The organism is Corynebacterium pseudotuberculosis (assembly GCF_002155265.1).
Classification (GTDB): Bacteria; Actinomycetota; Actinomycetes; order Mycobacteriales; family Mycobacteriaceae; genus Corynebacterium; species Corynebacterium pseudotuberculosis.
The window spans coordinates 920025-932493 of sequence record NZ_CP021251.1 but is presented as its reverse complement, the minus strand read 5'-3'; the positions used below and the strand labels follow the sequence as shown (position 1 = coordinate 932493).

Sequence of the window (12469 nt, the reverse complement as noted above, 5' to 3'; positions counted from 1 at the left end):
ATAGTTTCGACTGAAATTACACACCAGCCTTTGGGTATGAGATAAGTAACTAAATACTGTGGGCTTGTTTGCTGCGGTATTCTGTGTTCTATCATGCTGAAGCTTTTCGACGCCACCATCTTCCGAATCCTGCGACGTAGGCAAGCAGCATCAACGGGCACCGCCACCATCGACGTTGCAGCCACACCTCCCCTAGCACCCCTTGCCCCGGTAGACCTAAGCGATCGTGGCCAGGTCACTGGTGTGTTGGAAATCGCTGCACGCATTGGGGAAATTCTCATCTCAGCTGGCTCGACCAACTCCGATGCCAGCGAACAAGTCAAAGCCGTCACAGAGTCATTCGGGCTGTGGTTTGTTCACGTGGATCTCACTTCCAATCGCATACGGCTTTTTGCCAATGTTTCTGAAGACCGGCGCAACCCAGTGACAGTTGTGCGTGTAGTAACACCGGCCCCGCAGAATTTTCGCAAGCTCATACAAGTAGACCGTTTAATCCGCGATATCCACTCAGGCCATGCTTCTCCGCTGGATGCGGAGACCCGTCTCGACGCCATCCACCGTGCCCCCGACCCCATTGGACTCCCCGGAGTTGTCGCGTCTTTCGCTGTGATGAGTGGATCCGTGGCCCTCCTCCTCGGCGGCAATATGCCCGTCGCGCTAATTTCCACCGTCGCCGGTGCCCTCATTATTTGGATGAGTGCTTGGTTAGACAAACATGGCTTGCCCATCTTCTTCCAGAACACCGTAGGAGGCATTTTTGTCGCTTTCCTCGCCGCCATCACCTACGACTGGGGCCAGTATTTAGGGCTGTCCATCCGTCCCAGCATGGTAATTGCTACGTCGATCATCGTCATGGTCGCGGGATTAACGTTGGTGCAAGCGATCCAAAACGGAGTCACATCTGCGCCGATCACTGGAACGGCACGGCTTTTCGACGCCCTCATCACAACCGCTGGCATCGTCGCAGGCATAGCCATAGGCGTATCCCTTGCTGGGTCATTAGGATTCTCGCTTCCTCCGGTAGAGACCGTGCCCGTTCCCAATTTTGCGTCCAATACTGTCCGCGTCTTAGGCAGTATTTTTGCTACTTCCGGTTTTGCGCGTGCCTGTTATGCAGACTGGCCTTCCGTGTTTATCTCCGCGCTAACAGCAGCCTGCGGTTCGAGTTTGTTTTATTTTGTGCTCATCCCTCAAGGTATTGGAGACATCACAAGTTCTGCACTCACGTCCGTTCTCATCGGGCTCATAGGCGGCTTTTTAGGCCGACGCTATCTCATCCCACCACTAATTATCTCCATTGCTGGTATCACGCCATTGCTGCCTGGATCTGCAATTTATCGTGGTCTCTATGGGCTGCTCCATGATCAAATTTTGGTCGGCTTTTCCAACCTTTCTTATGCCATAGCCATTGCCACGGCGCTTTCCTCCGGAGTGGTCCTTGGAGAGTGGATCGCCCGGCGCGCCCGCAGACCACCAACGCTCAATCATTATCGACGCTTCACCCGCAAGCTCGTTCACAACCGCCGCAAAAAGATCTATAAACAAATCGCTGCAGGAAACTAGGATATGAGAAAGGCGCGGATCCTTAAACGGGGTCCGCGCCTTAACTCTTAAATCCGCACTCTACGCTTCACTGCGACGGCGGATAACTAGTATCAATCCGGTAAGAATGGCGAGCATGCCTAGGATCATGACCATAACGGTCTCAGAACCGGTCTTAGCCAGTAGCTTCTTCGGCTTCTTTTCCTTCAGCAGGAGTTCAGTCCCAACTGGAAGCGGATCCAGATTAGTGATCCGTCCTTCGCTGATCTTTACTTCACGAGGATTCTGCGATGACGCTGGATACCTACGCGGCGCTTTTTGATGATGATCTGGATGCTGCGGGCAACACGTTGGGGAGTCTTTTGGGCGGTGTCATGGGATTATCGCGGGGGTGGCGATGGGCTTGCATACAGTTTAGACACAAAAAGCCCCTGACCTTTATCTTTAGTCAGGGGCTCGTTGAGCTGGAGATGGGACTTGAACCCACAACCTACGGTTTACAAGACCGTTGCGCTACCAATTGCGCCACTCCAGCACACGCTACAGACTAACTCACTAATTTTGCGAGCAGCCTTTCGCACGATGATGAATGCTACAACACAAATGGGCTTTCATTCAAGCAGAGCCGTGAGCACTGACTATCCCCTCCCCCTACAGGAAGGCTCATACTTGAGTAACCTCCTAATTGTAAGGTACAAAGACAGCCTAAGGATCAGGGGGTTTGTGGTGAGTTTGCTGGATAAGCTTCGGAGCTGGAATAGCAGTTCCGGCCGCTTGGCCACGATCGACACGGTCAAAGCCGCACCGCCCCCCTCGCCCCTTGCACCGATTGACCTCACTGACCCGGCTCAGGTAGCTGCGGTTATGGATCTCGCGGCACGGATCGGGGATATTCTGCTATCTGCGGGCACATCCAATCGTGATACGCGTGCCCAGGTTCACGCGGTCACCGCCGCTTATGGATTGCTCTTCTGCCATGTTGACATCACGCTGAACACAATCACGGTGTTCACCACGATCGGCACGACAAAAAGACTCCGGTCAGTGTTTTCCGCGTTGTTCGCTCCCTCACCACAGATTTTTCCAAGCTAACTGAGGTAGACCGTTTGATTCGGTCGATCCAGGCGGGCGCTACACCACCGGATGTAGCGGAAAAAATCCTCAACGAGCTCTCTCAGACGCGGGCCAAGTACCGCTTCCGTACTGCAGTTTTTGGTTGGGGCTTCTTGGGAGCCGCCGTATCGATGCTACTTGGCGGTACTTTTTTGGTCGCAGCCATATCCTTCGTGGTGGCGCTAGTCATTATTGGGGGAAGCGTATGGCTTGACCGCAACTCCTTGCCACTATTCTTCCAATACATATTTGGCGGTTTCATGGCTACGGTTCCAGCCGCTGTCGCTTATTCGGTTGCCAGCCATTATGAAATACACATATCACCGAGCCATATTGTCGCGGCGGGAATCGTCGTTATGATGTCCAACCTTGCTATGGTCCAGTCACTGCAGGATGGCATCACGGGTGCCCCAGTCACTGCAAGTGCACGTTTCTTTGAAACATTACTGCTCACGGGCGCAATTGTCGCTGGTGTGGGTGCAGGCATTCAGGTTGTCCAGTTCATGGGTATTACGCTTCCCCCACTAGAAGCGGCAGTCTCTTTGGCGGCTAAGCCTTCCGTTTCTAAGGTCATTGCCGGAGCGGTGGCGTCGGCAGCTTTTGCCGTGGGGTGTTTTGCCGAACTCTCTGCAGTGACGGTTTCTGGTCTTACTGCCGCAGCGGGCTCCTTTGTGTTCTACTACGTGCTTATTCCTTTGGGCATTGGCCCTGTGGTATCAATCGCTGCCGCCGCAACTTTTATTGGCCTTGCGGGTGGTCTACTCGCCCGCAGGTTTTTAATTCCTCCCCTTATTACAGCGGTTGCCGGCATTACCCCTATGCTTCCCGGCCTTTCTATTTACCGAGGAATGTACGCAGCCCTCAATGAGCAGGTTTTGCTAGGGTTCACCAACGTCGCCCTTGCACTTTCCATTTGTTGTAGTTTGGCAGCCGGAGTGGTGCTGGGTGAATGGATCGCACGTCGAGTACGTCGACCTCAGCATTTCAATCCGTACAAAGCTTTTCGACGCACACGCCGTTATTCCTTCCGCCAAGCCCAAGCCGCCGCAGAGAGGCGGGCAGAGCAAGAAGAGCAAGAAAAACTGGCTCTACGTAGGCGCATATCTAAAGGACATACACCTAAGTACACGGCCACCAAGCGGCGCCGAGGTTTATAGAGTAGAATGTTGGTTTTGCACTGCTTTTCATGAGCCGCGCTTCCGTCGTCTTCACTATTTTGAGGAGGATCCTTGCCACCCAAGGTCACTGACACCCGTACTAACTCGGCCGAGTCGCTCCACGCTGTCGAAGCAGAGACAGCCGCTGCGGCACGCCGCATCATAGCTGGTTATGCCAAAGATTTCTTTGATGGCGTGACTTTGATGTGCATGCTGGGTGTGGAACCAGAGGGCTTGTCTTATCGCAAGGTTGCCGCCGAGTACGAGGAAGCTAACGCACCAAAGAAGACTCGCGCTAAGAAGACCACCAAAAAAGCCGCGAAAAAGACAACTAAGAAGACCACTAAAAAGGCTGCAAAAAAGACAACTAAAAAGGCTACTAAGAAAGCCACCAAGAAGACGACAAAGAAAACCACTAAGAAAGCCTGAGGCTAGCTGTGAGTGATGAGTTCGGCGACAACGACTTTGTTGTAGTTGCTAATCGCCTACCTGTTGATTTAACCGTTAATCCTGATGGTTCCTCCCAATGGGTGGCTAGCCCCGGCGGACTTGTCACAGCACTCAGCCCTATTTTGTCTCAGCACAGTGGATGCTGGGTGGGGTGGCCCGGCACTACCGACGGACACGCGCCTGAACCTTTTAAAACTGAAGACGGCATCCTTCTCCACCCCGTGGCCCTCACCGATTATGACTTTGAAGGTTTCTACGAGGGTTTTTCCAATGCCACTTTGTGGCCCCTCTATCACGACCTCATTGTGCACCCTATCTATAACCGCGAATGGTGGTCGGCGTATAGGGAAGTAAACCTGAAATTTGCTAACGCCGTGGCAGAGGTAGCCGCAAAAGACGCCATAGTGTGGGTGCAGGATTATCAGCTGCAGCTGGTGCCGGGCATTTTGCGGCAGACACGACCAGACTTAACCATTGGGTTCTTTCTCCATATCCCGTTCCCCAGCCCAGATCTCTTCCGTCAGCTTCCCTGGCGAGAAGAAGTAGTGCGTGGGCTTCTAGGGGCGGACCTCATCGGTTTTCACCTGCCGGCCAGCGCAAACAACTTCCTGGAATTAGCTCGGCAAGTAACCGGCACAACCGGCTCTCACACCGGACAACCTGACACCTTAGCCGTGCAGGGAACCGCCGCTGTGCGGTCAGTGGAGGCCTCATTGCGGGCAAGCGATGGCCGAAAAGTTGGTGTAGCTGCCTACCCCATCTCTATCGATGTCACTCAGCTGACGGATATGGAGACAAACGCCGAGGCCACCCGCGCCGAGTTTGGGGATCCCACAACCATTATCTTGGGCGTCGATAGGCTTGATTACACAAAGGGGATCCTTCAGCGGCTACTGGCGTTTGAGGAGCTGCTGGAAAGCGGCGCTTTGGACGCCAATGACACTGTTCTGGTTCAAGTTGCCACCCCTTCCCGCGAACGCATCGAGCACTATAAGCAAACTCGTTCCGAGGTTGAGGAGGCCGTGGGACGCATCAATGGCCATTTTGGTTCCATTGGGCATTCAGTGGTCCATTACCATCACCGCTCTTTGTCCAAAAACAAGCTTGCTTCTCTCTATGCCGCAGCCGACATCATGCTAGTCACTCCTTTTAAAGACGGAATGAACCTGGTGGCCAAAGAATACGTAGCGTGCCATGGGGACGGCACAGGTGCCTTGGTGCTCAGCGAATTTGCAGGAGCCGCCTATGAGCTTGAACAGGCCTTCCTGTGCAACCCCTTTGACCTGGAGTCGATCAAGAAGCAGGTCATTGCGGCAGTTACGTCGTTAAAGCTCACTCCAGATGCTGCCAAGGAGCGAATGATGGCGCTGCATCGACAGGTTGTAGAGCATGACGTAAACCTCTGGGCGGCGTCTTTCCTTGAAGATCTCCACCGGCTTCATAAAAACGGGGTGGAAGGATGAAGGCCAAGGCCATCGCAGTAGTATGCCTTCTTGCTATCGGATTGACCGGGTGTGGAGAGAAAAAACAGCAAGTCGCAGGCTCTCAGTGGCAAGTAACCAACGTCTACACCACACCGGAGTTTCCTAATGAGGTCCCCGATGCCATAGCAGGATCCGTGATGATGAGCTTCGGCGACTCTTCCATGACCGGCTTTACCGGTTGCGCCCCGTTTCAAGGCAAGGTCTCCTTTAGCGCAGAGGGAAAGCAGGACGTCGCGCCCCAAGATGCCGATCGCCTTACTGTGCAAGCAGTGAAGTTCCAGCCTATCGACGACGCAACGTGCGAAGGACGCACGCGTTATATTCATGATTCTCTGGTCAACATAATCGTTGATGCTTCCTTTAACGTACGACATGATAGCCCCGACGTTATGACGCTCCTGCGCAGTGGAGATTCAGTCGATGCCCCCGCGATAAGACTCGTAGTAAAGCATTAAGGTAAAAAATGACACCGGAGTTGTCCCGCCTCGCTCGCGCACCGCGTCTTCTTGTAGTCTCCGACTTCGACGGCACTCTCGCCGGTTTTAGCACCGATGCGCAAGCCGTCCCCATTGAGCACCGATCCTTGGAGGCGCTGCGTCGTCTAGCTGCATGCCCTCACACCGAAGTCGCAGTTCTCTCTGGTCGCGGACTTGCGGAACTCCGCCAGGTCAGCGGTCTCGCCGATCCCATCGTGCTCATCGGATCTCATGGAGCAGAATCCTCTACCGGAGCCCCACCGCTCACGGAACAACAGCACACTGCGCTGACGGCTGTCACCACCGCGTACGAGGCCATCGCACAGCGTGTCGAGGGCGCTTTTGTGGAATACAAGCCTTTCCACCGCGTACTGCACGTCATCCGAGTAGCCGATCATGATATCGCTCGCAGCGCCCTTGACCAGGCCCTCGCTGTGGATATACCTGGGGTAACTCCTAAAGAGGGTAAATGGATCGTTGAAGCCGGAGTGATCGAGACTAATAAGGGAACCTGGATCGCTCAACAGCGCAAGCGTGCCGACGCCACCGTCTTCCTCGGCGACGACACCACGGACGAGGACGCTTTCCGCGTTCTAGGGCCCACTGATCTAGGCGTGAAAGTCGGCCCTGGGATAACTGCAGCCACGCATCGTGTGGATGATCTTCAAGGTGTCGCAGACTTGCTCACACAGCTTGCCGATCTTCGCTCCTAGCTCCGGGGCGTCACAACTGTTTTCCCTGGGTGCAGGGAGGTCATAAGGATCTCACGTTCTGTTCCCGCGCGATCTTGTTCAATGAGTTTGTACAACATCCGCCCTGCGCATTCGCCTTTGATTTTGTTAGGTTGCAGGATTGTAGTTAGCTCACTGTTAAGCGCCGGTGCGATGCCATCAAACCCGGTCACCGATATGTCTTCAGGCACAACGAGCCCTACGCTCTTGGCATATTCGATAACCCCAAAGGCCATCGTATCTGTAGTGCAGAGCACCGCGGTGAGCTCTGGGTGCTCTGTGAGCAGCTCACGCGCTGCATCGATGTTGTTGGCGGGGTCATTAATGTGCCGTTCCACGATGGGAACTGCACCTTGCGGAATCCCGGCAGCGTCGAATACTTCTAAGGCCCCCTGAACACGCGCCCTTTGCACGTGATGCCGCGCAGAAGCGAGCCTCTCCGCGGTTACAGGACCGTTGTTTGGAACAGAATCCAAGCGGATGCACAGTATTCCGATACGACGATGCCCAGCATTGATCAAGGCTTGCGCGGCCGGAGCAATCGCAGCGTGGTCATCTATGCCAACAAAGGACATGCGATTATCATCGGCAGGCTGATCGCACACTACCGTGGGGAGACCACGGGTATGCACGGCTTCCAAGAACGGATCGCCTTGCGCCACCGAATACACCACAAACCCATCCACCACGGCGGAGTTAACCAACTGCCGCGCAGCAACCGGGTCTAAAGAATGCGGCCCTACCGGAACCAAAGTCATTGAGGTCTGCGAGCCTGCCGATGCCTCAGCCATTCCCGCCAAAAAATCCACAGACGCTAAGTCTTCAAAGGCATAGCTCAGATGGTCGGTGAACAGCACCCCCACAGACCCCACCCGTCGAGTGCGCAGCGACCTCGCCGTTGGATCTGGCCCCGGATAGCCTAGGCGCTCTGCTGTAGCCAGAATTTGTTCGCGCAATTGCGTGGACAGCTGCTCCGGGTGATTGTAGGCGTTGGACACCGTGGTCCGGGAAACACCTACCTTCTGCGCCAAGGAGGCCAAACTCGTTCGCTGCTTCTGACGGGAAACCATAGGCACCAACCTACCGCATGAGGCAAATATACTGGGCAACTATGAGGCACAAACTCGGTGAAAGAACCTATATTCGGATCGATCCCGCTGTACCCAATGGATCGCTTCTCATATATCTTCACGGATCCAGACAATCCGCAAGCGTGGCCCGAAATTTCACCGATCGAACTTTCGACCGCTTCGCAGAGCACGGCACCACGGTCATCTACCCGGAAGGTGTCTCTCACCATTGGAACGGCGCTCGACGTAATTTCACAGAGCAGACTCGCCTGCTAGGCACCGATGACGTCGCTTTCCTTAGCGCCCTGGCCGCCTCTTACTCCCCTGTCTTTGGCGTGGGGTTTTCCAACGGTGCTCATATGCTAATCCGGTTGCTACATGATTCGCCCGGGACGCTCACCGGTGCAGCACTCATCGCAGCAAATCAGCCCGCACCCGCTAACTTCCTTAGCACCCCAGAGCACTGGTCTCCGACCAAAATCCTCACTATGCACGGAACCGAGGACCCTATTTCGCCCTATCACGGAGGGCTTATCCACGCCGCTCGTGGGGAAGTTCTCTCCTTCCACGACACCGCCGCCTACTATGCTCAGCTCAACGGTCTAGGGGAACCAACAGAAAACACTTTCCGGGGTTTTAAAGTGACGTCATGGCCAGGTGAGCATTCAGTCGAAGCGTGGTCTCTCAAGGGCATTGGCCACGTGGTACCCACTCGGCACCCCGTGGCATCCAAATTCCTTGGTCCCACCTCGAGTGATTTTGTGGCAGCTACGGAAATCGCGCGTTTCTTTGAGCTGCCGTATCCAGAAACTACTGAGTTCTACGCTGGCGAGCGAACTCACTCAGCACTACGCCAGCAGCCACCGAGGCGTTAAGGGACTCAACCCACCTGGCCATGGGGATAGACATGATGGAGTCACACGTCTCTCGCACCAAACGAGAAATGCCCTTCCCCTCAGATCCCACAACAATAACTACAGGGCCTTTGCCATCATAAGTATCGAGCGTGGCATCGCCGCCGGCATCAAGGCCAACAACCTGGTAGCCATTCTGCTGGAACTCTTTGAGAGCACGCGTGATATTTGTTGCCTTAGCCACGGGGAGCCGTGCTGCAGTGCCGGCCGAAGTACGCCAAGCCACAGCAGTCACCGAAGCAGAACGACGCTCTGGGATCACCACGCCGTGTCCCCCAAAGGCGGCTACTGAACGAATAACGGCCCCCAAGTTGCGAGGATCAGTGATGTTATCCAGCACCACAATCATTCCGGGTTCCCCGGAGTCCTTGGCCTGAGTAATCAGGTCATACACCTCAACGTACTTGTATGGTGGAATCTGCAGCCCAATGCCCTGATGCATACCGTTGCCCGTCATGCGATCAAGCTCATGCCTGGCAACCTCAATCAATGGGATGCCGCGTCTATGCGCCATCTGTACGGCTTCACTGAGTCGGGCATCGTTTTTTGTGCCTTCGGCAATATACAAACTTGTGGCAGGCACCTTGGAGTGCAAGCACTCCACTACGGGATTACGGCCAACGACCAGCTCAGCCGTCTCCTCTTTCTTGTGGCGTCCCTGATCACGGCGTTGTTTTTCTAGCTTGCGCTTGTGCGCTGCATGGTACACGCGATCCTCTGCCTTTGGCGTAGGACCTTTGCCTTTTAGCCCGCGTCGCCGAACGGCGCCGGATCCTTTGGTTGCGCCCTTTTTATTGGTTTTGCGAACGCCGGGGCGATTGCTCTCTTTTCCTGACATTGGGTGTCTTTCCTGGTCTATTTATTGGTTGTCGTTGAGCGCCCAGGTGGGGCCATCGGCGGTGTCTGTGACTGTAATCCCGGCAGCGGCGAGTCTGTCACGAACTTGATCCGCTGTTGCCCAGTCTTTGGCTTCTCGTGCTGCTGTGCGTCGTTCAAGCTCTGCACGCACAAGGATGTCGAGGGCGGCCATCGCATCCTCAGAAGTATCGGACTCCGTAGCCCAATGTTCCGACTGCGGATCGACCCCTAGCACCGAGGTCATAGCACGTATTGAGGAAGCAATACGCTGAGCTTCTGTGGTGTCTCCCGAGGATAATGCTGTATTACCGGCGCGAACTAGGCCATGAATCTCTGCGAGAGCTTTGGGAACAGCAAGGTCATCATCCAATGCCTTCGCAAATTCTGGTGTCCACTCCCCAATCTCCACCGGCCCGACTTTTGCCAAGAAAGCCTCGATACGCCGATAGCCCGCGGCCGCTTCCAAAAGGGCATTATCGGAGTATTCGAGCATGGAACGATAGTGAGCTGAGCCAAGATAATAGCGGAGCTCTACCGGGCGAACTTTCTCCAAAATATTGGGGACGGAAAGAACGTTACCCAGTGATTTGGACATCTTTTCTCCGCTCATGGTCACCCAGTGATTGTGCATCCAATACTGAGCGAACCCATCCCCGGCAGCATGCGATTGTGCGATCTCATTCTCATGATGTGGGAACTGCAGATCAAGACCACCGCAGTGAATATCAAACTCACCGCCGAGGTACCATGTGGCCATCGCGGAGCATTCAAGATGCCAACCAGGGCGGCCCTCTCCCCACGGGGTAGGCCAGGAAGGCTCACCTGGTTTAGCCGCTTTCCAGAGCGCAAAATCGTGGCTTCCACGCTTGCCGTGGTTGTCAGTCTCGCCCTGTTCCATTTCCTCCACTTTGTTGCCTGAGAGGCTGCCATAATCGGAGCCCGTCGCTGCAGTCCATGCAGAAACATCAAAGTAGACGGAGCCTTCAGCATCATAGGCATAGCCGTTGTCTATGAGGCGCTGCATATAATCGACCATCTGGGTGACGTGTCCGGTAGCGCGAGGCTCAACGGAAGGCGGAAGAACCCCAAGCTGATCATATGCCCACGTAAATTCTCGTTCATAGGTGGATACCCATTCCCACCAGGGACGACCATGCTCTTCCGCTTTGCGGAGAATCTTGTCATCAATATCCGTGACATTACGTACAAACGCAACGTCAAAGCCTTTGGCTAGCAGCCATCGACGCAGGATATCAAAAGCGACTCCCGAGCGAACATGCCCAATGTGAGGTTGCGCTTGAGGGGTTGCCCCACACAGGTAGATCGATGCGTGTCCTTCACGCAAAGGCGTGAAATCTCGAAGCGAGCGTGTTCCTGTGTCAAAGATGCGTAGAGTCACAGAAACTAGTCTATCGGACGTGGAAGCATTTGCTTCATTTGCACAATCCCCACAATGGTTACTTCCAAACCACAGCCGTGGCCACCGCCGCCCGTCCTTCGCTGCGCCCGGTAAAGCCTAGATGGTCAGTTGTGGTAGCAGACACAGACACGGGTGCGCCAAGGATCTCACTCATTACTCGTTCCGCTTCTTGCCTACGCGGCCCCATTTTGGGACTTTGCCCTACTAGTTGTACTGCTGCGTTGCCAATAGTAAACCCTTGTTCTTCCAATAAAACTCGGCATTCCTGCAGCAAGCGGGTTCCGGAAACTCCATCGTATTCTTTTCTTCCCACCCCCACGAAGGAGCCTAGGTCGCCAAGGTTTGCTGCGGACAGGAGGGCGTCGACAAGCGAATGCGCAACAACGTCTCCGTCGGAATGCCCCTCACAGCCATCTTGGTCGGGGAAGAGCAAGCAAGCGATCCAACAAGGTTTGCCGGGTTCGATTTGGTGAGCGTCGGTGGCAATCCCCACGCGCGGGATGATCGGATTAGTCACTGGGCACCTCAAAGATTGTCGGTTCTGCTTCATCGGTAACTGCCTTGGCCAGCGCATAATCCAACGGAGTGGTTACTTTAAAGGCCATGGGGTCACCCTGCACACACTGGACGCTTACGCCAAACCATTCCATAAGGCTGGCATCATCAGTGGCAATAAACTCAGGTTGTTGCTCAAAATAGGCAAGGTTTGCGGCACGCAGTTGAGCTAAGTCAAAGCCCTGCGGAGTCTGCACCGCGCGTAACGACGAGCGCGCAGGGGTACGCAGCACTTCCGTGCCGTCAACTTCCTTAATCGTATCGGCTACTGGCAGAACCGGGACTACGGCTTCCGCACCTTCCAGAACGGCACGAGCGACCCGCGCAATCATCCCCGGCGGGGTCAACGCACGAGCCGAATCATGGATCAGCACTACTGCGTCTTTATCAGGTAAAGACTGTAAGCCGCACCAGACCGAATCAGCCCTTTCCGCCCCGCCATGAACGAGCCTCACGGGAATCTCTTGGGAAGGTAACAGGCCCGCTTGGCCCAAAATGTGCTCAGCGTACCCCTGCATCTCTGGGCTAATGATGACGAGCACCTCATCAACAATGCCCGAGGTGATCATCGCTTGAACAGATCTGACCAAGAGCGCTGTGCCCCGAAGCGGCACATAGGCTTTGGGTAATTCCGCGCCAAGGCGTTTGCCCTTGCCTGCGGCAGCAACAATGCCTACGACGCGCCTAAGCATGGCCGGC

At 55.0% G+C, this 12469-nt stretch carries 13 protein-coding genes, 1 tRNA gene and 1 pseudogene; 8 read left to right on the top strand and 7 right to left on the bottom strand.

What is annotated here, in order from left to right:
- The first annotated feature begins 93 nt into the window (after positions 1-93).
- Positions 94-1563, top strand: a complete 1470-nt coding sequence (gene thrE / locus CpATCC19410_RS04360; protein ID WP_013242603.1) for a threonine/serine exporter ThrE — start codon at positions 94-96, stop codon at positions 1561-1563.
- A gap of 60 nt (positions 1564-1623) precedes the next feature.
- Here the strand turns inward: thrE (CpATCC19410_RS04360) and CpATCC19410_RS10965 are convergent, their stop codons facing one another.
- On the bottom strand, positions 1624-1692 hold the full coding sequence (locus CpATCC19410_RS10965) for a hypothetical protein (protein ID WP_230846349.1): 69 nt from the start codon (positions 1690-1692) through the stop codon (positions 1624-1626).
- Between CpATCC19410_RS10965 and CpATCC19410_RS10960 the strand changes: the two genes are divergently transcribed.
- Positions 1679-1864: a hypothetical protein gene (locus tag CpATCC19410_RS10960; RefSeq protein WP_223203370.1), complete on the top strand. Its 186-nt coding sequence runs from the start codon at positions 1679-1681 to the stop codon at positions 1862-1864. The two genes, CpATCC19410_RS10965 and CpATCC19410_RS10960, sit on opposite strands and share 14 nt — an antisense overlap.
- Positions 1865-2004: 140 nt before the next feature.
- Here the strand turns inward: CpATCC19410_RS10960 and CpATCC19410_RS04350 are convergent.
- Positions 2005-2077 (bottom strand) — tRNA-Thr (locus CpATCC19410_RS04350).
- A gap of 191 nt (positions 2078-2268) precedes the next feature.
- Here CpATCC19410_RS04350 and thrE (CpATCC19410_RS04345) point away from each other — a divergent pair.
- The 5 genes and pseudogenes from thrE (CpATCC19410_RS04345) (at position 2269) to otsB (ending at position 6935) form a co-directional block, all read left to right on the top strand.
- Positions 2269-3812, top strand: a pseudogene (gene thrE, locus CpATCC19410_RS04345) (threonine/serine exporter ThrE).
- 72 nt (positions 3813-3884) lie between these two features.
- A complete protein-coding gene (locus CpATCC19410_RS04340) occupies positions 3885-4241 on the top strand; it encodes a hypothetical protein (RefSeq protein ID WP_013242605.1) in 357 nt (118 codons plus the stop codon).
- Between the two features lie 8 nt (positions 4242-4249).
- Positions 4250-5725, top strand: coding sequence for an alpha,alpha-trehalose-phosphate synthase (UDP-forming) (locus CpATCC19410_RS04335; RefSeq protein ID WP_014300941.1), 1476 nt, complete (start codon positions 4250-4252; stop codon positions 5723-5725).
- Positions 5722-6201, top strand: a complete 480-nt coding sequence (locus tag CpATCC19410_RS04330) for a hypothetical protein (protein WP_013242607.1) — start codon at positions 5722-5724, stop codon at positions 6199-6201. Before CpATCC19410_RS04335 ends, CpATCC19410_RS04330 begins: the two co-directional genes overlap by 4 nt.
- Positions 6202-6209: 8 nt before the next feature.
- The gene (otsB, locus tag CpATCC19410_RS04325; protein ID WP_013242608.1) at positions 6210-6935 is read left to right on the top strand and encodes a trehalose-phosphatase; all 726 of its coding nucleotides are present in this window, start codon (positions 6210-6212) and stop codon (positions 6933-6935) included.
- Here otsB and CpATCC19410_RS04320 read toward each other — a convergent pair.
- Positions 6932-8023: a LacI family DNA-binding transcriptional regulator gene (locus CpATCC19410_RS04320; protein WP_014401373.1), complete on the bottom strand. Its 1092-nt coding sequence runs from the start codon at positions 8021-8023 to the stop codon at positions 6932-6934. The genes otsB and CpATCC19410_RS04320 overlap by 4 nt on opposite strands.
- Before the next feature lie 17 nt (positions 8024-8040).
- Here CpATCC19410_RS04320 and CpATCC19410_RS04315 point away from each other — a divergent pair, with 17 nt between their 5' ends.
- Positions 8041-8898, top strand: coding sequence for a CE1 family esterase (locus CpATCC19410_RS04315; RefSeq protein ID WP_013242610.1), 858 nt, complete (start codon positions 8041-8043; stop codon positions 8896-8898).
- On the opposite strand, the gene rlmB is transcribed toward CpATCC19410_RS04315, so the two are convergent.
- From rlmB to ispD, 4 genes are read right to left on the bottom strand one after another with little or no spacing between them, the layout of a single operon-like run.
- Positions 8834-9775, bottom strand: coding sequence for a 23S rRNA (guanosine(2251)-2'-O)-methyltransferase RlmB (gene rlmB / locus CpATCC19410_RS04310; RefSeq protein ID WP_013242611.1), 942 nt, complete (start codon positions 9773-9775; stop codon positions 8834-8836). The genes CpATCC19410_RS04315 and rlmB overlap by 65 nt on opposite strands.
- Before the next feature lie 21 nt (positions 9776-9796).
- Positions 9797-11194, bottom strand: a complete 1398-nt coding sequence (gene cysS / locus CpATCC19410_RS04305; RefSeq protein WP_013242612.1) for a cysteine--tRNA ligase — start codon at positions 11192-11194, stop codon at positions 9797-9799.
- A gap of 58 nt (positions 11195-11252) precedes the next feature.
- On the bottom strand, positions 11253-11732 hold the full coding sequence (gene ispF / locus CpATCC19410_RS04300) for a 2-C-methyl-D-erythritol 2,4-cyclodiphosphate synthase (protein ID WP_013242613.1): 480 nt from the start codon (positions 11730-11732) through the stop codon (positions 11253-11255).
- Complete coding sequence (gene ispD, locus CpATCC19410_RS04295; RefSeq protein WP_014300942.1) at positions 11725-12462, bottom strand: 2-C-methyl-D-erythritol 4-phosphate cytidylyltransferase; 738 nt, start codon at positions 12460-12462, stop codon at positions 11725-11727. The genes ispF and ispD overlap by 8 nt, the downstream gene beginning before the upstream one ends.
- Positions 12463-12469: the final 7 nt, after the last annotated feature.